The sequence below is a fragment of the Bacillus sp. FSL M7-1020 genome (genome assembly GCF_038050415.1).
GTDB lineage: Bacteria > Bacillota > Bacilli > Bacillales > Bacillaceae_G > Bacillus_A > Bacillus_A toyonensis.
In genome coordinates, this window is sequence record NZ_JBBOTW010000001.1 from 3,260,591 (window position 1) to 3,283,577 (window position 22,987).

Sequence of the window (22,987 nt, forward strand, 5' to 3'; positions counted from 1 at the left end):
GTTTTCAGTTTAACAAAAATACAGAATTTTTAAAAGTTTTAAATACTTTCAAAATCCAATAGGAAAGGGCACTCTTATCGAGTGCCCTTTAGCGCTTATTTTGTTTGTTGCTTGCTCATCGCGCTCATCATTTGATTGATTTTCTTTTGGGAAGGTTTTTGTCCCATTTGCATCATCATCATTTTTAACATTTGTTCATTAATTGGTGGATTTTTTTCTAAGTAGTTCATCATGTATTTGCGGGCAATGAAAAATCCTAACGCCACGCCTGCTACTAGTGCTACTACGCCCACTAGAATACCTAACCAAATTGGCATATATTTTCCTCCTTCATGTTGTCTACCTTACAGTGTACTAAAACCTTTTCAATAAGACAAGATAGAATTCGACATTTTTTACACATATGTTCGTACTTGTTTTAAAGGATTCAACCATCCGTACTTTGTATTTTCATAATCCATAGCTAAAAATGTTAGTTCACACTTTCTTAACACCTCAAAGAAAGTCGTTTCCATAGAGACATTTCCAGAGGTATCCATGCGAATATAGTGTGGTTTCACTATTATTTCGCCATATTCCGCTCCCGTAAAAAGTGTATGCGTATGATGTGTTCTATCATATTTACCAAGAACACGCAAAGCTTGCTCTAATTTATGATGAATTTTCATTACTTGTAATGGCATCGTTATATACATCATTTGTTTATATAACACTTTTTTCTCCGAAAGGGACCCAGATTCTGAAAATCGAGCAAATAAATCAAAAAACAAATATTCACGACCAAAATAAGCTTTCGCAATATCCTCTTGAATTAAATACAATTCATACGTTTTCATTTTCAGCCTCCCAATCTGGACAACCTTTTCTCTTCATTATATAGAAGAAAATTTGCAATGATTGTCTGACTGCGGAGAGATAAAAAACTTTTTCTGTCGAAAAAACTCATTTACATAGAAAAACCTCTCCATGCCGGAGAGATTTTTCTAAAATCATTAAAGCATTTCTTTTACTTTACGAACAACGTTCTCTACAGTAAATCCATACTCTTCCATAATCTTCTCACCAGGAGCAGAAGCACCGAATGTATCGATACCTAACACATCTCCTTCAAGACCTACGTAACGGTGCCATCCGAATGTAGCACCCATTTCGATTGCGAAACGTTTTGTTACTGCTTTTGGTAATACAGATTCTTTGTACTCAGCAGTTTGAGCTTCAAAGCGATCCATAGATGGCATGCTGACAACAGCTGCGTCAACGCCGTCTACTGCTAACGCTTTTTGTGCTTCAACAGCTAGACTTACTTCAGATCCAGATGCAAGTAAAATTACATCAGCTGTTTCTTTCTTGCTTGCAGAAACTACATATGCACCTTTTGCAACTTTTTCATACGTATCTTCTTTTGCGCCTTCTAATGTTGGAAGATCTTGACGAGTTAATACTAAAGCAGTTGGTGTTTTTGTAGATTCTAAAGCTAATCTCCAAGCCGCAACAGATTCGTTACCGTCAGCTGGACGAATAACAGATACATTTGGCATTGCACGAAGCGCTGCTAATTGCTCAACTGGCTCATGTGTTGGACCGTCTTCACCAACAGCGATACTGTCGTGTGTGAATACATACGTTACTGGCAATTGCATTAATGCTGCAAGACGAATTGCTGGACGTAAGTAGTCAGAGAATACGAAGAACGTACCACCGTAAGTTTTTAAACCACCATGTAGTGCAATACCGTTCATTGCTGCACCCATTGCGAATTCACGTACACCGTACCAAATGTTTTTACCGCTGTAATCTTCTCTTGTAAAGTCTTTTTCGTTATTCATATATGTTTTGTTAGAACCAGCAAGGTCAGCAGATCCACCGAAGAATGATGGTACAGACTCTGCAATTGCATTAATTACAGCACCTGAAGAATTACGTGTTGCTGCTTTTGATCCTAATTCATAAGTTGGTAAGCTTTGTTCCCAACCTTCTGGAAGAAGACCGTTCATTGCTGCTTGCAGTTCGTTTGCTAATTCTGGATATGCTTGTGCATATTCACCTAACATCGTGTTCCAAGCTGCTTGCGCTGTTTCACCAACATCTTGTACTGTTTTACGGAAGTTGTCATATACTTCTTCTGCTACATGGAAGTCTTGTTCAGCAGTCCAAGCGTATGCTTCTTTCGTTAATTTTGTTTCGTCTACACCAAGTGGAGAACCGTGTGAAGCTGATTTTCCTGATTTGTTTGGAGAACCGAAACCAATTGTCGTTCTTACTTCAATTAGCGTTGGGCGTTTTTCGTCAGCTTTCGCTTCTTCAATTGCTTTCGCGATTGCTTCAATATCGTTTCCATCCTCAACACGGATTACTTGCCATCCGTATGCTTTGTAACGATCTTCTACACTTTCAGAGAATGAACGATTTAAATCGCCATCTAATGAAATATCGTTTGAATCGTAAAGCACAACAAGACGCCCTAATTGTAAATGAGCAGCTAATGAAGATGCTTCAGCAGAAACGCCTTCCATTAAATCTCCATCACCACAAATAGCGTATGTATGATGATCTACTACATTATACGCATCACGGTTATATTTAGCCGCTAAATGTCTTTCAGCCATTGCCATACCTACAGCAGTTGCAATACCTTGTCCAAGTGGACCAGTAGTTGCGTCTACACCTGCAGTATGACCGTACTCAGGATGTCCTGGAGTTTTACTTCCCCATTGACGGAAGTTCTTTAAGTCATCCATTGTTACATCATAACCAGATAGGTGAAGTAGGCTGTATAATAACATTGAACCATGACCTGCAGATAATACGAAACGATCGCGGTTAAACCACGTTGGGTTATTTGGATTATGTTTCATAAATTGAGTCCATAATGTATAAGCCATTGGTGCTGCACCCATTGGCATTCCTGGGTGACCAGAGTTTGCTTTTTCAATCGCATCGATGGATAATGTGCGAATCGTGTTGATAGAAAGTTGTTCGATTGAATGTGACATGCTATTCTTCCCTTCGCTTATATTAGTAAACGTTTTATACATTTATATGATAGCTTCCCACGCAAGATTATACAACATGTATCGACAAATATGTTGATGTTTTTTTGATTTTTTATAAAAAAACCAATGATTTCGGGAATGTATGGGTATTCAATATGACATACTTTTTTATTGTTTTTATTTTAAAAAGAAAGGGAATTATCTGTATATTTATACAAACGTACAGACTTCTTTTAATAAACACTTAAAAAGACAAAAAAGCATCTGACTTCGATGCTTTTAAAATCCGTTAAACAATCCGTTTTCGAATCGAACTTGAAATAAAATCGATTATAATTACCATTAGAATGATGCCCAATAAAATAATTCCCACACGAGACCAATTCCGTGAACTTAATGCAAAAATTAATGGCGTACCAATACCACCTGCTCCAATTACACCTAAAATCGCAGCGGATCGCACATTAATTTCGAACCTGTATAACGTATACGATAGAAAATCTGGTAACACTTGTGGTAATACCGCATACCAAAGTATTTGAAACCGATTTGCACCTGTTGATATTAACGCCTCGGTCGGTCCCTTATCTATATTTTCAATTCCTTCCGAATATAGTTTCCCTAACATTCCGATAGAGTGTAACCCTAAAGCTAGAACTCCGGCAAAAGAGCCTGGCCCAACAGCTTTTATAAATAAAAGAGCCATAACTAATTCAGGAAATGTACGAACAAAACTAAGTACAAATTTCCCAGCACCTGAAGTTAATTTTCCACTACTCATATTCGTTGCCGCCCAAAAAGCAAATGGAACAGATAAAAAGGCAGAAATAAATGTACCTAATATTGCAATTGCCAACGTATCAATCAAACCATGTAATAAATCTTCACCATCAGGCAAAGATACATATGACCAATCTGGGTTCAACACGCCTGTCATAATTGCTTTTGTAATTTCTCCCGCTGTATTTTTTATTCCCTCGAGTGGGACACCTGAAAAGGCCCATACATATATAACTGTTAGTGCTATAAAAATAATCCAGCGATTTACACTCGGTTTCTTCGGTTTTGGTACGATTATCGTCGTTTTACTCATTATAATTTCTCCCGCAACAATGTACTTATATAATCAATTAACAATACAACAACAAGGGTATAAATAATAATGGAAGCAGTTTGTTGATATTGTAAAAATCCAAGTGTACGATCATAATATAAACCAATGCCACCTGCTCCTACTAAACCTAGAACGGCTGCGGCACGTACATTCACCTCAAATGTATAAAGTACGTAGGAAACAAAGTGCGCTTTCACTTGCGGAATGACCCCATAAACAATCCATTGCACCTTATTCGCTCCTACAGCTGTCATCGCTTCTAATGGACCTGGATCAATTGATTCAATTGACTCATACAATAATTTCGCTACGAGCCCAACCGAGAAACAAGTAAGAGCCAAAATACCTGGAAGTGGTCCTATTCCAAAAATCGCTACAAAAATAGCCGCTAATAATAAATCTGGTATCGTTCGTATAAAATTTAAAATCAATCGAGCTGGACCGTACAAAAATACACTAGTAAATACATTACTTGCTGCAAATAGTGCAAGTGGAATGGCTAAAATCGCTCCTAAAGTCGTTCCAATAATCGCCATGCGTATTGTATCTAACATTGCTGTTGTAATAACTTGAAAATAACTCCAATCTGGTGGCACCATTTCCTTCAATAAATCCATCATATTTGGAAAACCAACTACTAGTTTTGAAAATGATGCGTCGACCTGTACACTACTACCCCACAACAGTAAAATAACTAGAATAACCGTTAACATATGTTTCAATTTACTCGGCGGCTTCGGTATCGATTTCGAATATATCGTCACGTCATTCATTTAGCTGCCACCTCTAATAGTGAGCTTTTCTGAGCTACGTCCCCATAAATTTCAGCAAATTTTTCATCCGTTGCCTCATCTACTACACCATCAAAAACAATTTCACCTGCATGTAATCCAATAATGCGTGTAGCATATTGCCTCGCTAAATCAATAGAATGTAAGTTTACAATTGTCGTAATTCCAAAATCTTCATTAATTTTTTTCAAATCATCCATTACTTGCTTTGTTGTCAGTGGGTCTAACGAAGCAACAGGCTCATCTGCCAATATAATTTTCGCTTCTTGTGCCAATGCTCTAGCAATCGATACACGTTGCTGTTGTCCTCCTGATAATTCATCTGCTCGTGCATATGCTTTTTCTAAAATATTTACCCTGTTCAAAGCCTGAAATGCAAGTTCCAAATCTTCCTTCGGAAACAAGCCTAACGTTGTACGTAATGTCGAATGATATCCAACACGCCCGGCTAATACATTCTTCAGTACCGTGGATCGCTTTACAAGGTTAAAGCTTTGAAAAATCATACCAATATCTCGGCGCATGCGTCGTAACTCTTTGCCTTTTGCAGCAGTAATAGACTCACCTTCAATAATAATTTCTCCTTCTGTAATCTCATGAAGGCGATTTACTGATCTGAGGAGTGTAGATTTTCCAGCCCCAGATAGCCCGACCATTACAACAAATTCACCTTTTTGAATTTTTAAATTTATGTTTTTCAATCCTTTCGTACCATTTGGATACACTTTGGAGACATTTTGAAACTCTATCACACATCTTACCTACCTTCTATGTATTATCAATAACTGAAAAACGGCAAACTAACTGAAATCACACACTTTCCAGTTAGTCGCCATTTCCATATGTATTATTGTGTTTTCACTTTCTTTCCATAGTCACGAACGATATCAAATTTACTATCATCAGATTTCACATATCCTTCGTGTGAGTATACCTCTTTAATGATTTTGTGCCCTTCTTCATTCTTTCCTATTTCAATGAAAGCATCTTGTAATTTCTTGCTCCACTCCGCATCTAAATCAGAACGTACAGAAATCGTATCGTTTGGAATTTTCTCCGTAAATTTTACTATTTTCGTTTGATCGAATATATTCGGATAATCTTTTTTTACAATATTACGAGCATCTTGGAATACAACAGCTGCATCAACATCACCATTTAAAAGAGCAATAAGTGACTGATCATGACCTTTTAATGTAACAGGTTTCACATCCTTTAGCGGATCGACTCCCTCTTTTAACAATACAGCTGCAGGCCATACATACCCTGCTGATGATGTTACATCTTGATAACCAATTTTTTTACCCTTTAATTCTTTTACACTGTTAATATTAGAATCTTTATTAACAACAAACTCTGATTTATAAAAATCTACTAAGTCCTTTGTGGGAGCTCCAGTTTCATCATCTACCCCAAAACGTTGCGCCTGTAATATTACGTTTGCAGCCTTTTTCTCATGCGCTAACACATACGCTGTTGGAGGTAAAAATCCTACATCTACTTGTTTTGATGCCATAGCTTCTACAATTGTATTGTAATTCGTTGAAATACTAACTTTTACCGGAATGTTTAATTTATCACTTAATAGATTTTCCAATGGTTTTGCTTTTGCCTCTAACGTATCTGCATTTTGAGAAGGAACAAATTGAACATTTAACGTCTTCGGTACATAACCTTTTTTCGTATCCTCATTTTTACTTGCACTTGATTCCTTCGTTCCACAGCCACTTAATAACCCCGCTGCTAGTACAACTGTTGTGCTCATTGCAAAAACTTTTTTCAACATGTGAATGCCTCCATTTTTCGTTGTTATAAAATAACCTTCCGTAAACATGAAGAAATATATCACATATTTTTACAAACAATTACTTATTTACAGAATCTTTACACATTCTATACATTCTGATTAAAATTCTTTTCATATATTTGATATGATTAATTGAAAGATAACAATAGAAAAGGTGAATGGTATTGAATCAAAATCAAATTGTAACTTTAAATATTTTATTAACAAGCGATGTACATGGTACTGTGTATCCAATTCACTACCAAGATAACTCCAAAGCAGAAATTGGTTTAGCTAAAATTTCTACTCTTATAAAAAAAGAACGTTCCAAAAATACAAACGTTCTTTTAGTTGATAACGGTGATTTCATACAAGGAACACCTTTAACTTATCATTACGCTACATACGAAAAAGATAAGAAAAATCCAATGTCCTTATTGGCCAACTATTTAAATTATGATGCTGCAATTATCGGCAATCATGAATTTAATTATGGAATGGATATATTAAATCATGCTGTAGAAACTGCAAACTTCCCGTACTTATCAGCAAACATTTTAGATAAAAACATAAAAGAACCTTATTTCGGGAAACCCTATATAATAAAACATATTGAATCAAATATAAAAATTGCTATTTTAGGGGCAACAACACATTACATCCCGAATTGGGAACAGGCCCATCATATTAAAGATTTACTATTTGAAGATGCATTAGAAACAATAAAAAAGTGGGTTCCTTACATCCGTAAACATGAGCAGCCCGATTTACTAGTCGTAGCCTATCACGGGGGATTTGAACGCGATTTTCAAACAGGAGTACCGACTGAAGTTTTAACAGGTGAAAACCAAGGATACGCAATGTATGATGAAATTGATGGTATAGATATTTTACTAACAGGCCACCAACACCGAGAAATTGCTCAAACTTTAGATAATGGTGTAACAATTTTACAGACCGGATGCAATGGACACTCCGTTGGAAAGGTAAAAGTAATATTCGAAAAAACAGAACAAAAATGGGTAAAGAAAAATAGTTACGCACAATTATTGCCTGTGCAAGGAATCGAGGCCGACAAAGATGTTCTTTCCTTGGTCGCCGATTATGAAGAGAAAACACAAAAATGGCTTGATCAGCCTATTGGCATCATTCATGGAGACATGCGAATTTCAGATGCTATGCAAACTCGTTTGCAAGACCATCCTTTTATTGAATTCATAAATAAAATCCAGATGGATATAGCTAACGTTTCTATTTCTTGTACAAGTTTGTTTCATAATACATCTCCAGGATTCCCGAAACATGTCACAATGCGGGATATCGTTTCCAATTATATTTACCCAAACACATTAAAAGTTATTCGAGTGACTGGAGCCGATATAAAAGATGCTCTCGAACTTTCTGCTTCTTATTTCACATTAAATAAAGTTGGAGATATAATTGTTAATCCTGCATTCATAGAACCAAAACCTGCGCATTATAATTACGATATGTGGGAAGGGATTTCGTATGTATTAAACATTTCAAAACCAATTGGTGAAAGAGTAGAGTCTTTACAGTATAAAGGCGCTACACTCGATATAAATGAAGAATATGACGTTGTTATGAATAATTATCGAGCAAACGGCGGAGGGAACTTCTTCATGTTTCAAAATAAACCAGTAATAAAAGATATTCCAACAGATATGTCTGAACTTATTGCTAACTATATATTGAAGCATAAAAGAATAGAAGCAACGAGAAATAACAACTGGAAAGTTATTAAATAACAAATAAAAAAGATGGGCTTCGCCCATCTTTTAATTTAATTTTGCATTATCTTGCTTTTTTAAAGCTTTTAATTTCGCTGGTGTAACATCTGTACCTTCTTCGTTAACGACTTTAATTCCTTTAAGTTCGTTTAACATATTTTGACGAAATCCTTTTAAATATTGTTCTCGTAGCGATTGACGCTCACGTTGTTCTTCTTCAGTTAAACCTTCAGCTTTTGCTTTTTTCGCTAAGAAGTTAATGCGTTCAACGAGTTCGTGATTAAGCATCTCGAATCCCCCTTCTAATCAAAACTGATTATTATCATACAATAGTTACTCTTCTTTATCAAGCAATTGCTTTGTATACTCTACGTATCTACGATGTACAGTCGCTTTTGAAACATTATGACCAAATCCACGAAGCGTTGCCGCAATTTCTTCGAAAGTGAGTTCACTCTTGCGCAAACGTACAATTTCCTCAATTGGCACTTCTTTTTTCTCTCGCCCTACGCTTAAATGACGATTTTTCAAATTATTTTCTGGCCGATAGCCTTTTTCTACCGCGCGTTGCATACCACGTTTAATTTTCAAGTTATGAATCTTTCTTTGATATTCTTCAACAATACTAATTATATCTAATACCATCGAATCAGAATCCGACAATTGTAATTCACCATTATGCGTATGTGTATATACTTTTATTCCCTCTTTATGTAAACAATGCATTAACGCAATCTTCGCATTCCCTCTACCAAGACGTGTTTCATCTTGTATTAGAAGTGCATCAACTTGTTCATCTCGAATTGTATCTAATACTTCTAATATGCCATCACGTTCAATTGTATAGCCACTAGCCTGTTCCTCAATCACTTTTGTCACATTCATTTCATAGCGCTCAGCTAAATGCAATAATTCATCCTTTTGACGCAATAACGATGTTTCTTGTGCTTCTTTTGTTGTACTCACACGTGCATAAACAATTGCATTCATTTTGAACCCTTCTTTCTCGCTATATTTTCTCTCTAGTGTATCATAAATCTCCCTTTTGTTCGAACTTATGTTTGTAGAATGTTTTTTCGCATGTTATACTTATTAATAAGAAAAACGAAAGAAAACGAGGTGTTAGAAAACATGGAAAAGTTAACGAAACGCCAGCAAGACATTCTCGACTTTATTAAGCTAAAAGTACAAGAAAAAGGATATCCACCTTCCGTACGTGAAATCGGTCAAGCAGTCGGCCTCGCTTCTAGTTCTACAGTGCACGGACATTTATCACGACTAGAAGAAAAGGGCTATATCCGACGCGATCCAACAAAACCACGAGCAATCGAAATTTTAGGCGATGACCGAATGGATACAGAAACACAATCTGTTATTCAAGTTCCAATCGTCGGAAAAGTTACTGCCGGTTTACCGATTACAGCAGTCGAAAGTGTAGAAGAGCACTTCCCACTTCCAGCTAGTATCGTTTCTGGATCAGATCAAGTATTTATGTTACGTATTTCTGGAGATAGCATGATTGAAGCTGGTATCTTTGATGGAGATTTAGTTGTTGTCCGCCAACAACAATCTGCATACAACGGTGAAATTGTCGTTGCCTTAACAGAGGATAACGAAGCAACTGTTAAACGTTTCTATAAAGAAAAAGACCACTTCCGTCTACAGCCGGAAAACTCTTCATTAGAACCTATCATTTTAAAACAAGTGTCAGTTATTGGAAAAGTAATTGGCGTATATCGTGATTTACATTAAAAATAATAAAAGAAGATAATTCCCTTATTTATATAGGGAATTATCTTCTTTTATATATCGGTAGATTTTAATTCATTCCAAAAAACTCGAATGAATCTATCTTCTCATCTATTATTAACGTGTTTCTATAGTAACATCTCCAGCAGCCGTTTTGCCGCTAATCTTTTTACTCCCATTACCAATTGTTACGTTTTTATTTTCCTCATTAAAAATTGTCACATCTCCACCAGGAGTTTGCCCAGTTATTACTGCATCTTTTGGTTTTTCCGATAAAGTAATAGTTACATCTCCAGCAGTTGAGCTTGCCTCTACATCATACTTAGGATCATGATCCATAATATATACATCCCCACTAGTCGTTTTTGCTGTTACTTTCCCCATAACCTTTTTAAAGTTCACCTCACCAGCTTTTGTAGATCCCTCTACGTTCTTAGCTGTTACATACTTCAAATCCACTTCTCCTGCCAGCGTTCCAACATTTACGCGGTCACTTTTCACATCACTTATTTCTATTTGTCCAGCTGCTGAATTTACTTTGATCTCTTGGTAAGAACGTTCTGGTACAAATATAGTCAATGTAGACGTTTGAAATCCGAAATTGTAAAAGGAAAAATCAAACGAAACATCTTTTTTTCTTTCCCCAATAACTTTTAATGTGTCACCATCTTCAGTAATACGAATTTCTTGTTTACTTACATCTCCTGTTTGCTTTACATAAAAAGAGGCATCCGGAGATTTTTGGACGACAATATCCCCAGCCCCTAACTTAACTTCTATATTTTTTAACGTTTCGTTTTTAATTACGTCTTCTTTATCGCCTTTTTCTGCAGTTTGTACTGCTTTTTCATATGTTTGTGAAATCCCTATTACTCCAATAATGATACAAGCGATAGCTACTAACAATATTTTTTTCATCATCTACTCCCCTTTTATCATTTTGAAGTTCCATATCACATAACGTACGCACAATCTTTTAAACCACTTCGTACTATAATACGCTATCATACATAACAACAAACCTACTCCAACAAATGTTATACTAACGAAAAGATCCAACCATATAAAAGTGCCCATAAATACTTTTACGATAACGAAAAATGGTGTCACTACACTAGCAATCCCACCGACCCAAAAAGAAAATATAAAACCGATAATTGCAACTAAAGGGCCTAACACGATAATAAAATTAAATAAACTAAGTCCAATCGCCGCCATGACAGCTCTTGTAACATTTGAAGTCGATGGATCTTTTTTCATTTCATCGAAACGATACATCGCAAGTAATTCTTTTGCAATTACTTTAGGAGAACCAAGTCCTTTTATTATTTCTAATTCAGTTTTCCCTTCTTCTATCCCAAACTGAAAGTGCTCTTCATAATCAAATAAAATATCTTTCCTCTCTTCTTCCGGTAACTTTCTAAGCTGATTCGATAATTCTCTAAGGAATTGTTCTTTATTCATCCCAATTCACCCCTTCAATAATTTCTTGTACCCCTTTCGCAAAATCACTCCACTCTGTTACTAACAAATGAAGTTGCGTCTCTCCTTGCTCTGTTAGCTGATAATATTTACGAGGCGGTCCTTCCGTGGACTCTTTTAAATACGTTTGAAAATATCCCTCTTTCGTTAAACGACGTAATAATGGATATACTGAACCTTCCGATATTAAAAATTTATTTGAAATTTGCTGTACAAGTTCATAACCGTAACTATCTTTACGTTTCACAAGTGCCAAAACACATAGCTCTAACACACCTTTTTTAAACTGAACGTTCAAATGTAATCCTCCTTTCTTAGTTTAGTACTGTTCAATACACGGTACTAGATATATCCATAATATACCACTTGGTACTATTTATTGCAAGGTACTTGTTTATATGTATTCACTGACTTTAAAAACGCGCAAATAAAATCCCGAATAAGATTCTGTTGTAGTTCACCATTATTCGAGATTTTATTCGATTCGAACTGCATTCATACAAAGCTTCATTCAATTTTTCTCCTCTAAGAACCAACTTCCATTTGTGACCCTAGTAAATTTCGAAATACACCTTTTCTTTCTTTAGCTAGTTGATTAAATTCACCTTTTTGAACAATTTCACCTTTTCCTAAAACAATAACTTGATCTGCATTGCGTATAGTAGATAAGCGATGTGCAATAACAACAATAGTCATTGTTCCTTTCAATCTTTCTATTGCTGATTGGATTTTCACTTCATTTTCAGTATCTAACGCACTCGTAGCCTCATCTAATACTAAAATCGACGGTTTTCTTAAAATAGCTCGAGCCAATACAAGTCGCTGACGTTCACCACCTGAAAGCCTCACCCCACGATCTCCAATCAGTGTATCAAGTCCATTTGGAAGCATTCGTACAAATTCAGTTGCTGCCGCAAATTCTAATGCAGCCCAAATTTGTTCTTCATTTACATTCGAGTCAATCATCATTAAATTCTCTCTTATACTAGCATTAAATAAGAACGGATCTTGTGGTACATAGCTAATAGCCTGTCTTAATGATAATAAATTATCAGTTGTAAGAGGGGTACCATCTATTAACACTTGACCTTTTTCTGGTTGGATTAACCCCATTAACACATCAATTAATGTACTTTTCCCAGCACCAGAATGTCCTACAATTGCCGTCATACTATTTATTGGAATTTGTACATTAATGTTTTGAAGTGCATATAAAGCTTCTTGCTTATTATAACGAAAAGAAACATCCTTACACTCAATACCTTGTTTTATACAAATCGGCTTTATATGTTTTTGCATGTATATATCCTGCATTTCAACCGCTTCATTACACTCCTGTTGCAATTCCCATAATGACTTAAAGGCAGGAATGCTTGCAGCCAGTTGTTCTAAATTTGACTGAATCGTCATGAACCTTGGCCATAATCTTGAAAAAATGAGAATGATTAATAGTAACTGGGCCGTTTGCGCTTGAAACATATTTACTGACAAAAATATAAAAAATGCAATTAATATAGCCATTGAAATTTTATAAAACAATTGAGAGTTTGACCTTATTCTCATATACTCCATTTGTTCGCTACTCATCTTTTTTGTTATAGATTGAAACCACTCCAAACGTGATCCTTCCAAAGTATTGCTCTTTATATCTTTAATTCCATTGAAATGATCTGTTATACCAGAAAGATAGTCTTTTGCCAATTCTGAGGTCTTACCGCCTAGTATCCGTGCTTTTTTTATAAAAACACGAGAAGCTACCAAGAACAATAAGCCAAAGCCCAAAACAAATACAGTGACTTGGGGAGATAATAAAAACGCAAGCCCTACCTGTATGAATGTAAATAGAATAGTAGCTAGCAATTGTAAAATTAAATTAATCCCATAACTAACACGAGCTAATTCTGTAGTTAATATATTAATTAGATTTGTTTTCCTTTTTTCTAAAAAAAATCTCCACTTTGCTTTTAAAATCATACTATATGTTTCTACTCTTAACTTTCGTACAAAAACTTGTTGCGTTCTCGCATCTCTTAACGTTATATTTCTTTGCAGTATATTTTGACTTAACACTATTAATACATATATACCTAAAATAGAAATTAAACTTGTTGTTTTAGGGAAATTCTGCAAAATTCTATAGACAGGTGCAATAAAAGAAGTCTCCTCACCTGTATTAATTATTCCAGTCATACTTATCATAGGAAGTAATAAAATAATACCTATCCCTTCAAGTAAACTGATTAACACCATACCAAATAAATTCACATACAGTATTTTTCCTGCTGAAGAATATAATTTCTTCATAAAATATATAATATAATTCATCGATGTTCCCCCAATAACAAAGCAAACTTCTTCGTTTTTCTCCAAATACATAGAAACGGACGTAAAGGAAAATATAAAAAATGAAGAAATTTAGGTAACGGCAATGTTTTCGCATCAATTGGATAAGGATATAGTTGGCTCATAATAAATAAAGTTTTTTGCTGATTAGACATTAACGAAAATAAATGTCGACTATGATAAGCAAGTACTTCTTCAGGAACCGGATCGGTATGCAAGTTTATCATTTGCTTGAAATAAAACAAGGCTTCTTGCGCTAACTGTTTTGAATGTTTTTTAGCTACTAATTCCATCATTCTTTCATCCATCCGTACACCTAGCAATTGAGATGACAAAATTAATGCTTGTCCTCCTAAATGTAGCATTTGATATGTTTTCATTAGTTTATGAATCTCACTCCAATTAAGATCTTGATTGACAATTTTTTTTATATCTACTAACCAGCGTAATCTGGACCAACCATGTCTAGCACCATGAGATACAAGAAATAAAAATAAATCTTCCTTCCCTAGCATATATACGGAATTACTCGTAAGGGTGCTTTTTCTCTTTCGCTTCCAAAGCTCTTCAAACCCAGGTTCCTTACTAGGTCCGGGATTTAACCGCCAATGAATCTCAAGCTTAATCTGTTTTGTCGGATGAAAAAATGTTATATGATGATGCCTCCATTTCCAATCATTTAATATCGTTTGAATATAATCGTCTTTTACATACCCCTGCTCTAAAAGTAGCATTTCTACTTTTTCTAAATTTTGAATTGGAATAAGAACGTCCAAATCACAGGATGTTCGTAAAGAAATATCTCCATATAAATCCTGAGATAGTACAGGCCCTTTTAGAAAAATCATACGAATCTCATTTTCATTACATATTTTATTTATTCGTTCCATTTCAGCACTTAAATAAAGCATTTGAAATGTATTTTTTTTATATTTTCTATTCAAGGATTGTACAATATGTGAAGGAATTATTTCCTCATCTACCTGTTTAAGTTTTTGATATATCACCGGATAAACGCGATGATGCACAACCTGTTCAAGAAATAATTCCCAATCAATATCCGAAAACCATTCATTGCTGTAAGTTTGCATTGTTTCATCATCTTTTAACTTCAAAATTGCAAAAAGAAGTTTCAATTCCTTAGACATGAACTCTACATTAAGACCAAAATCTTTCTCCATTTTACTCTCCTTTAATAGTGTTCTCACTTAGCCTCTTTGCAAATGATCCAACGACAGTGAATTTCTCCATTCCTTCCGATCCAGTAACATAAAAAGAACCGCTACGTAACCATGCATGTGCAATTAGTGCCCCACTATTATCCTTAGCAGTTCCTAAATAAAGAGTACTCTCAATGTCACGTTTTTCAAGCATTTTCATCCCAGCTATCGCTTTAACGAGACATTGACTTTCCCAAAAAGTATAACGACTCATAATAGAAATTGCTTCGGACACCTCCTTTAGTGTATCCTCGTGTTGCTGAATTTGAGCAACTGATGTTTCGTTCATGTAATCCCCTAAAGAAGGTGCAACTTTGGAAAAGGTAATACTTTTTAGTACACGCGCCCATCCTAAAAAAATAAAAGCCTCTAAAAATAAAAGCTTTGTTTCCATGTTCAGCAATAAAAATACCCTTAACCTTTTCACAATATTCATTAATCCCTTCCTAACAGTTCTTTTGAAATTACAAATCTATCTATTAGGCTGATCTTTTATTTGAATTAACCCTTCTTGAAATAAACACTCTAAAAAGGAAAGAACTTGCTCTTCACAATCTTTTCGTTCAATATCATAGTTGGATACTAGCATAGTAACAAGCTGATTAATTATTATTGGCTTTTCAATAAGCTCCCATATTTCTCCGCCTATTTCACCTAAGTTATAGTACTTTCCTTTCTGGACATTTAACATAACTTTTTCTCCATCCATATCGCTTACTATATTACCTTTACTTTGGACAACGTTATGTTTTAATGATATTTTTCTCGAGTGGACAACCATCAACCATACTCCCTTTCTGTATAGTATTTAAAATAACTTCCACAAGCTCATGAGCTGTAAATCTTGAAGTCGGGCGACTTACTTGAAACATTTCCATTCCACTTGCAATATGAGTTGAAGTTTCAAAATGCCATTCCATTAATCCTAATTTAGAAATCAAAGAACTCCTAAAAGTATGACGGTATAATTTATACAAGCGTGCGAGCCCTTCTATACGGGTCGTCTCAATATCTTCTCCCTGTGTTTTTACTAATTCAATAACACCAGCAAGAGGTAATGGATCTGGAAAGAATTGAGAATTCACAGGAACAGCATACTTCGTTTCTCTTTCAAACAAAGGGCTCAATTGCGCTACTTCCATCCCCAACTCATTTATGCTCTCTTGCCATAATTTTTGTTGTGCGTAAGAAGGATGAACTATTGCAGTATTTTTATTCAAAAGAGACACAGCAACTACATCATCACTTAAAAGCTGATATCCTTTATTCAAAAAAGCCGAGGCTAACGTTGATTTTCCAGCTCCTGAATCACCAATTAATGCGTATGCTTTTCCATCTATGGCAATTACACTCCCATGCAATGGGAGTGTTTTACGTTGCATTAAAAGCGCCCCCATACAAGTTCCTAGAATATATAAGCGAATTTTATCTTCTTCTGCGTCTGCCATAGGTGAAAAGGTGATTTTCTCGCCGGCCTGTATAGAAAATATTGCAGTTTGAGGAACATGAAACATAACTACATTATCCTCCACTACAATTGTTTTTTGCTTTTCCGCGCTATATTTACACCACTGTTCTGACAAATCCGTTATTTCAACTTGAACATCTGCCACCTCTTTTTTTTCATTCAGCTGAGACAATTCGGGTAATGGAATTTCACTTACTATTTTTAACCCGAAAGCTTGATATAACACATTCCCCATAGAATCAAACATCCTATCCCCCACATTGTCAATTTTTTGAAAGCTCTTATATAATAAAGCTATATAAGAGCTTTATTTTTCCAATGACTTAACTGTACTTAACTGGATCATCTGGGTCAGGTTGAACAGCATCTGGATATTTATGCCCAGGCCCAGCCATAGTCATATTAATATTAAGTACTTCTAATACAGGTTGTTTCCATTCCTTTTTCATACGTATCACCTCCTTTCATATTGCTTTTTTTATAAATCGATAGAAGATTAAGCTGCGCATTAAAACTCTAAAATCTAAATCAAATGCATATTCTGGTCGAGGTTCTTTACAAATTTTTGAGATAGCTTTCTTAATTACCTCTACATTTAGAAATTCAGAGATTACTGGATCTACACTAAGTTCTTCAACTTCCTCAATAAATTCATTCCAAAAAGGAGCCATACGGTAAACACCATCTGCACCTTGAATACCGCGAACCCGTTGATTCAATCGTACTTTATCAGGAAGGAAGCTCTTTGTGGCTCTCCGGATCAGGGCTCTATCTAAACCATTTTGAACATACTGTTCTTCTGGGACTGACAAACAAAATTGAATCAATCGTAAGTCATTTGTGGGATCACGATCCCATAAGGCATAACGTAATGATAATTTCGTTTCATACGTGCCATTTATGCTCCAATAATATGGTTTTTCAAACTGTTCTCTTTTCATTTCATATGCATTAGAAATAGCGGTGCCTGTTATATCGATTTCTTGTTCTCTAAGTCTGTCAAAAACATTCATTTCCCTTGCAAATTCCGGATTAATTATTACGGAATTTGCATCTTGTTTTCCTGAAAAAAGTAACTGATGCAAAAATGGAAATGCCTTTCGTCTTACCACTTCAAAAACACGTGATTTTTTTACTCCTATATTTCTACTATATAAATATAGTTCACGATAAAAACGAATCCAATGTAGCTTTTTCAATAACATTGCCTGGTAATCTAAAATAGGTCCCCATGATACTGTCCAATTACCTCTTTGACCACTAAGAAGTACTCCTATTCCCTGCTGAGATGCTTTTTCATAAACTCCACTCAACCAAAAAGTATTCTCAAAAAATTTATATGGCATCTCCATTGTTTCCAGCCAATCATCAATTTCCGATAGTGGGCTTCTCTCTGGCAATTCTAAATAATAATCCTGTATATTCCCTACATGCTCTACAGTCGATTGAATAAATGGTCTTTCGTCAGCTATCCTACCTTTGTGTGTCCAATCTTCAAATCCTTCTACTGGAACATAACTATACGTATGTAATTTTTTATTTTCAGTCCGTAAATCCCTTGCAGCAAAACTAACGACAGAACCTGAGTCTAACCCTCCACTCAAATGGGCTCCGACTTGGTGGTGTGTTCGCAAACGTGCCTTCACTGCACTTTTATACACCTCTCGAAACGCCTCTTCATACTCTTCATTTGATTTTAAATTAAGCATTTTCCCAACAGTTGGTGTATAGTATCGTGAAAACTTTACTTCGCCTTCCTTTACCAAAATAGTGTGTGATGGAGGCACTTGTTCTATATATTTGTAAACTGTTAACTGTGGATCTACCGATTCGAAATTTACAGGTATAGCTAAAAATTCAGCAAGCCACTGCTCATTCAATTTTTTCTCAATATACGGTAGAGTAAATAACGGATTTATAATGGTACAAAAAGCAAGTTTTTCCTCACCACGATAAAAATAAAGGGTCCGACTTCCTGAAAAATCTCTGGCACCAAAAAGAATTTGTTTTTTCTCATCCCAAATCATAAAGGCAAAATCGCCTACCAAATATTTTGGAGCCGCTTCCCCCCATTTCTGATAAGAGAGTAAAATCAACTCACTATCTGTCATGTTTTTTCTATCCGAATAATCCACTTGTAATTTTTCAAATAACTCATTACGATTATCAATAATAGCATCTGCTGTAATTGCCAATTGCTTTTCATAATTATAAAAGGGTAATTGTTCACCAACTGACACTGGTGTAATCCATTGTGCATGACATCCTAGAAAAGCATTTTCTTTGTGCCATATTTGAATATCGTCAGCAGGGTACTTTTGTAATTCACTCATTAATCGTGTGCCATGTTCAATTGATATAGGTTCATTATTAAAGTGAATAATGCCAGTTATAGCGCTCATTTCTTCCTCCTAATATATGAAAAGTTACTACAATTACTATTTACATATTAAATTCGTTAAACATACCCCTTTATCATTCTTTTTAAAGAACGAAATTTTTTATTTTTATTACTTTCTCAATTACATGCTTTAATTTACTCTCAGACTTATATATTATAGACATTTCCAAATCTATACTCCTCCCTTTTTTTATGTAAATTGAAACTGAACACTAGAAAAGATTCATTATAAAGAACAATTAGTGGTACGTATACAAATCTAATTCAAATTCCATTTTCACTTACTTTTCTTTTAATTCTTCCATTCTACAGCTTTTAAAATGCTTTGAATTACCCTTTGTTGATCTTCTGCTAACATATTAGATCCTGAAGGCAAACAAATTCCACTTTGAAATAGGTACTGCGACACATCTTCATTTTTGCTATGCGGATAATACTTCATCTCTTTAAAGAGCGACTGCATATGAAGTGGCTTCCACATAGGACGCGCTTCAATGTTCTCTTCTGCTAAAATTCTCAACAATTTCCCAATAGAAATCCCAGATTCCTTTTCATCAATTGTCAATGTAGTAAGCCAACGATTTGGGCGAGTATGTTCTAATTCAGGCATAAAATAAAACCCTGGCATGTGAGATAGCGCTTCGTAATACCGTTTATATACAAATCTTCTAGCTCTCACCCTATCTTCTAACACTTCTAATTGTCCTCTACCAATACCAGCTAAAATATTACTCAGTCGATAATTATACCCTATCTCACTATGCTCATAATGTGGAGCTGGATCCTTTGCTTGTGTCGCTAAAAATCTCGCTCTTTCCAATGCTTCTACATCATTAGAAACTAGCATTCCACCACCTGAAGTTGTAATAATTTTATTTCCATTAAATGAATAAACACCAAATTTCCCGAATGTACCGCTTGCTTTTCCTTTATATGTAGAACCAAGAGATTCTGCTGCATCCTCAACTATAGGAACATTATATTGATGACAAAGTGAGAGAATTTCATCTAGTTTAGCACTCTGACCATATAAATGAACAAGAATGATAGCCTTAGGCAAATTCCCCATTTTATTAGCTTCATATAATGCATGTGCCAATGCACTCGGTGACATATTCCAGGTTTCCGGTTCTGAGTCAATAAATACCGGTTCCGCTCCCAAATAAACAATCGGATTTGCACTCGCTACAAAAGTAAAACTGGAACAAAATACTGTATCTCCCTTTTGAATACCTAATAACTGCAAAGCTAAATGAATAGCAGCAGTACCTGAACTAACTGCAGTACCTCCTCTAACTCCTACAAAAGATGCAAGTTCTCGTTCAAACCCATCGACATTTGGCCCAAGAGGAGCAACCCAGTTTGTATCAAATGCATTTTGGATATATTTTTGTTCATTCCCACTCATGTGCGGAGAGGAAAGGTAAATTCGCTTTTTATGCTGAACTGTGTGCATGTAAACACATCCTTTATACATATTTAAATACTATGTATCTAAAAACATATGCTTTAATACAGATATATCAGATAATCTCCTTAAATTATCAATTGTATAATGTGCTTTATAAGCTTGCTCAACTATAAGATTATGGTAAATTCCATCTTCTCTACTAATATGGATCGTTAACCATTTCAATTTCTTGGCCGTTATAAAATCCTTACTTAAATTATCTCCTATATAGACACATTGCTCATGAGGCACCTGTAATTCCTTACTTATTTTTTCATAAGGAATTTTGCTTGGTTTCCAACATTCTTTTCCTAGCTTATCAGTGAGAATTATTGAATGAACCCTCTCTTTTAACTTTAATGCATTTATTTTTCTTTTTTGAGCAACTAAATATCCATCTGAAATAAGTCCTATTTTAACGGTATTAACCAAATTATTTAGTACCCAATCCGCTTCATCCAACAATTGAATATCTGGTTTATGGAACCTATACTGTTCTATCAAATTACTAATCAATTTTTCATCATAATCAATGTCTAACTTTTTAAGTGTTTTATTAAACACAAACTTTCTTTCACCTGAATTGAATAATCGAATTGCGATATTATAAAAACCAATTTTTCCATAGTTATCTTTAATCCAATCATCCACTGCTTTAAAGCCACTTACGACATAATCTTTCTCTTTATATAAAGTATCATCCATATCAAAAACAATTGCTTGAATCACCATATTAAATACTCTCCATAAAAACCGCTTCGTCATATCTAAGCATTGTTAAATTTTCTCTCCAATTAAAGTCTTTATCTATAAAGACTTCCCCCTGACACATTTTAATTGTCCAAAGTGGAAAATTCGCTCCTGCTTCTATTGATAGTGGTATTCCTCCTCCAAAACGAGGGTTTATTTCAATAAACGTAATTTGCCCATCCTCCTTTTTAAAACATTGTAAAGTAATACATCCAATAGGATTAGGAAGAGCTTTTATTACAGTTTCTGCTGCTTGGATGATGTCAAAATCTTTCTTGGTCACACCTTTACTTACCTCACCTGCTCGTGTCTCTATACGCAATCTAGGAACGATCGTTTTTATATTCCCATAGAAATCTACCATGACATCTATAGTGTATTCCTCTCCTGAAACGTACTCTTGTATCATAGCGTTAGGTATATACTCCTTAAAAAATTCCAATTCCTTTTCATTCATTATTTTTGTTACACCTTTACTAGAACTGCCATCATAAGGTTTAATTAATAGTGGAAATTGATATTCCTTTCTTCCAATCTCTTCATCACTATACACTCTAGGAGTTGGTATATTATTAGAGACAAAAAAGTTATATGTGTATTTTTTGTTATTAGCAATTTTATTTAATTCCATACTAGAAACTAGTACTTTTACACCAATACCTTCAAAAACCTCCGAATTATTAGCCATAAGGATTAATTCCGTATCAATTAACGGAATTATTAGATTTATCATTTCAGATCTACATATTTTTAACAATTCATTTATATATCCTTCTTCATTTACACGCGGAACAATAAAATGCTTATCGCTAAAGTAAATGGTAGGAGCAGTTTCTTTTAAGTCTGCAGTAAAGATTTTCCCTTTGATTCCTACTTGTTCAAATACCTCCTTAAATTTTTTAATTAAAGTGACCCTCCTACCAGAGCTAGTAAACAAAATGTTCATTTTATTCCCCCCCATGCTCGATTCCCCCCTTAAAAACTGGCATAGTCACATGCTTATTATTTGTTATCCCTTCCGATTTTAAAACCTTACTAAAAGTTAGATATAAAATTTTCAAATCTAAAAGAAAACTTTGATTCTCAACATACCATACATCTAATTTAAATTTCTCATCCCATGAGATACTATTTCTTCCATTAATTTGAGCCCATCCAGTGATTCCGGGTTTAACATTATGCCTTTTAGCTTGCTCTTGCGAATATAAAGGCATATATTCCATTAATAATGGTCGAGGGCCCACCAAACTTAATTGACCTTTTAGCACATTTATTAATTGTGGTAATTCGTCCAAACTATATTTCCTCAGGAATTTTCCAACTTTAGTTAATCTAGCGTAATCTGGTAAGAGCTCCCCGCTATTATCTCGCTCATTGGTCATCGTACGAAATTTATAAAGATAAAAGGGTTTTCCATGTAACCCTGGACGTTGTTGTCTAAATAAAATAGGTGATCCTATCTGGGTTTTAACTATAATTGCTACTAAAAGAATAATGAAAAAAAAGCAAATTAATAATAATAAAGAAATAAAGATATCCAACAGTCTCTTCATTACCAATCATTCCCCCATCTTAAATTATTACAAATGCTTTTCCAAAGTGAAATAATATATAAAGTATTCATTACGGATTGAAATCAAGTATTTTCAAGTTGTAAGTAAAGAATTGTATTCAATTTTTCTTTACTTA

General features: G+C 34.8%; 25 protein-coding genes. 2 read left to right on the forward strand and 23 right to left on the reverse strand.

Annotated features, from left to right (window positions below; translation table 11 throughout):
- Positions 1–95: 95 nt before the first annotated feature.
- The 7 genes from MHB70_RS16530 to MHB70_RS16560 form a co-directional block, all read right to left on the reverse strand.
- On the reverse strand, positions 96–317 hold the full coding sequence (locus tag MHB70_RS16530) for a YneF family protein (protein WP_001123316.1): 222 nt from the start codon (positions 315–317) through the stop codon (positions 96–98).
- 78 nt (positions 318–395) lie between these two features.
- On the reverse strand, positions 396–836 hold the full coding sequence (gene sirA, locus MHB70_RS16535; RefSeq protein ID WP_000860637.1) for a sporulation inhibitor of replication protein SirA: 441 nt from the start codon (positions 834–836) through the stop codon (positions 396–398).
- 156 nt (positions 837–992) lie between these two features.
- A complete protein-coding gene (tkt, locus tag MHB70_RS16540) occupies positions 993–2,993 on the reverse strand; it encodes a transketolase (RefSeq protein ID WP_000019759.1) in 2,001 nt (666 codons plus the stop codon).
- A gap of 289 nt (positions 2,994–3,282) precedes the next feature.
- On the reverse strand, positions 3,283–4,086 hold the full coding sequence (gene phnE / locus MHB70_RS16545; protein WP_000047884.1) for a phosphonate ABC transporter, permease protein PhnE: 804 nt from the start codon (positions 4,084–4,086) through the stop codon (positions 3,283–3,285).
- Complete coding sequence (phnE, locus tag MHB70_RS16550) at positions 4,086–4,880, reverse strand: phosphonate ABC transporter, permease protein PhnE (RefSeq protein ID WP_001000771.1); 795 nt, start codon at positions 4,878–4,880, stop codon at positions 4,086–4,088. The genes phnE (MHB70_RS16545) and phnE (MHB70_RS16550) overlap by 1 nt, the downstream gene beginning before the upstream one ends.
- Positions 4,877–5,650: a phosphonate ABC transporter ATP-binding protein gene (phnC, locus tag MHB70_RS16555; protein WP_000569223.1), complete on the reverse strand. Its 774-nt coding sequence runs from the start codon at positions 5,648–5,650 to the stop codon at positions 4,877–4,879. Before phnC ends, phnE (MHB70_RS16550) begins: the two co-directional genes overlap by 4 nt.
- 95 nt (positions 5,651–5,745) lie before the next feature.
- Entirely contained in the window at positions 5,746–6,684 is a 939-nt protein-coding gene (locus MHB70_RS16560; protein WP_061530542.1) for a phosphate/phosphite/phosphonate ABC transporter substrate-binding protein, read from the reverse strand.
- Positions 6,685–6,869: 185 nt separating this feature from the next.
- On the opposite strand from MHB70_RS16560, the gene MHB70_RS16565 reads away from it, so the two are divergent.
- A complete protein-coding gene (locus MHB70_RS16565; protein ID WP_001075251.1) occupies positions 6,870–8,453 on the forward strand; it encodes a bifunctional metallophosphatase/5'-nucleotidase in 1,584 nt (527 codons plus the stop codon).
- Positions 8,454–8,483: 30 nt separating this feature from the next.
- Here MHB70_RS16565 and MHB70_RS16570 read toward each other — a convergent pair whose 3' ends face one another.
- Positions 8,484–8,723 carry a DUF896 domain-containing protein gene (locus MHB70_RS16570; protein ID WP_000931861.1) on the reverse strand — a complete coding sequence of 80 codons (240 nt, stop codon included), beginning with the start codon at positions 8,721–8,723 and terminating at the stop codon, positions 8,484–8,486.
- A 45-nt stretch (positions 8,724–8,768) separates the two neighbouring features.
- Positions 8,769–9,425, reverse strand: coding sequence for a YneB family resolvase-like protein (locus MHB70_RS16575; RefSeq protein WP_000991792.1), 657 nt, complete (start codon positions 9,423–9,425; stop codon positions 8,769–8,771).
- Positions 9,426–9,566: 141 nt separating this feature from the next.
- Between MHB70_RS16575 and lexA the strand changes: the two genes are divergently transcribed.
- Complete coding sequence (gene lexA / locus MHB70_RS16580) at positions 9,567–10,187, forward strand: transcriptional repressor LexA (protein WP_000413736.1); 621 nt, start codon at positions 9,567–9,569, stop codon at positions 10,185–10,187.
- A 114-nt stretch (positions 10,188–10,301) separates the two neighbouring features.
- On the opposite strand, the gene MHB70_RS16585 is transcribed toward lexA, so the two are convergent.
- The 14 genes from MHB70_RS16585 to MHB70_RS16650 form a co-directional block, all read right to left on the reverse strand.
- The gene (locus tag MHB70_RS16585; RefSeq protein WP_000976110.1) at positions 10,302–11,105 is read right to left on the reverse strand and encodes a DUF4097 family beta strand repeat-containing protein; all 804 of its coding nucleotides are present in this window, start codon (positions 11,103–11,105) and stop codon (positions 10,302–10,304) included.
- Positions 11,106–11,648: a DUF1700 domain-containing protein gene (locus MHB70_RS16590; RefSeq protein WP_001031393.1), complete on the reverse strand. Its 543-nt coding sequence runs from the start codon at positions 11,646–11,648 to the stop codon at positions 11,106–11,108. It lies immediately after the preceding gene.
- The gene (locus MHB70_RS16595; RefSeq protein ID WP_001102631.1) at positions 11,641–11,964 is read right to left on the reverse strand and encodes a PadR family transcriptional regulator; all 324 of its coding nucleotides are present in this window, start codon (positions 11,962–11,964) and stop codon (positions 11,641–11,643) included. Before MHB70_RS16595 ends, MHB70_RS16590 begins: the two co-directional genes overlap by 8 nt.
- A 227-nt stretch (positions 11,965–12,191) precedes the next feature.
- Positions 12,192–13,991 carry an ABC transporter ATP-binding protein gene (locus MHB70_RS16600; RefSeq protein ID WP_001106590.1) on the reverse strand — a complete coding sequence of 600 codons (1,800 nt, stop codon included), beginning with the start codon at positions 13,989–13,991 and terminating at the stop codon, positions 12,192–12,194.
- Complete coding sequence (locus MHB70_RS16605) at positions 13,988–15,190, reverse strand: nucleotidyltransferase domain-containing protein (RefSeq protein WP_000409751.1); 1,203 nt, start codon at positions 15,188–15,190, stop codon at positions 13,988–13,990. The genes MHB70_RS16600 and MHB70_RS16605 overlap by 4 nt, the downstream gene beginning before the upstream one ends.
- 1 nt (position 15,191) lies before the next feature.
- Positions 15,192–15,665, reverse strand: a complete 474-nt coding sequence (locus tag MHB70_RS16610; RefSeq protein WP_001028388.1) for a lasso peptide biosynthesis B2 protein — start codon at positions 15,663–15,665, stop codon at positions 15,192–15,194.
- A gap of 36 nt (positions 15,666–15,701) precedes the next feature.
- Positions 15,702–16,010, reverse strand: a complete 309-nt coding sequence (locus MHB70_RS16615) for a lasso peptide biosynthesis PqqD family chaperone (RefSeq protein WP_000260275.1) — start codon at positions 16,008–16,010, stop codon at positions 15,702–15,704.
- Entirely contained in the window at positions 15,973–16,944 is a 972-nt protein-coding gene (locus MHB70_RS16620; RefSeq protein WP_000460441.1) for an aldolase, read from the reverse strand. Before MHB70_RS16620 ends, MHB70_RS16615 begins: the two co-directional genes overlap by 38 nt.
- Before the next feature lie 76 nt (positions 16,945–17,020).
- A complete protein-coding gene (locus tag MHB70_RS16625; RefSeq protein WP_000712621.1) occupies positions 17,021–17,146 on the reverse strand; it encodes a paeninodin family lasso peptide in 126 nt (41 codons plus the stop codon).
- Between the two features lie 15 nt (positions 17,147–17,161).
- On the reverse strand, positions 17,162–19,099 hold the full coding sequence (locus MHB70_RS16630; protein WP_061530543.1) for a lasso peptide isopeptide bond-forming cyclase: 1,938 nt from the start codon (positions 19,097–19,099) through the stop codon (positions 17,162–17,164).
- Positions 19,100–19,390: 291 nt separating this feature from the next.
- Positions 19,391–20,554, reverse strand: a complete 1,164-nt coding sequence (locus tag MHB70_RS16635) for an aminotransferase class I/II-fold pyridoxal phosphate-dependent enzyme (protein ID WP_000557691.1) — start codon at positions 20,552–20,554, stop codon at positions 19,391–19,393.
- 30 nt (positions 20,555–20,584) lie between these two features.
- The gene (locus MHB70_RS16640) at positions 20,585–21,280 is read right to left on the reverse strand and encodes an HAD family hydrolase (protein ID WP_000236583.1); all 696 of its coding nucleotides are present in this window, start codon (positions 21,278–21,280) and stop codon (positions 20,585–20,587) included.
- A 1-nt stretch (position 21,281) separates the two neighbouring features.
- Complete coding sequence (locus MHB70_RS16645; RefSeq protein ID WP_000509383.1) at positions 21,282–22,259, reverse strand: ATP-grasp domain-containing protein; 978 nt, start codon at positions 22,257–22,259, stop codon at positions 21,282–21,284.
- Positions 22,246–22,851, reverse strand: coding sequence for a sugar transferase (locus MHB70_RS16650; RefSeq protein WP_000825901.1), 606 nt, complete (start codon positions 22,849–22,851; stop codon positions 22,246–22,248). The genes MHB70_RS16645 and MHB70_RS16650 overlap by 14 nt, the downstream gene beginning before the upstream one ends.
- Between the last annotated feature and the right edge of the window lie 136 nt (positions 22,852–22,987).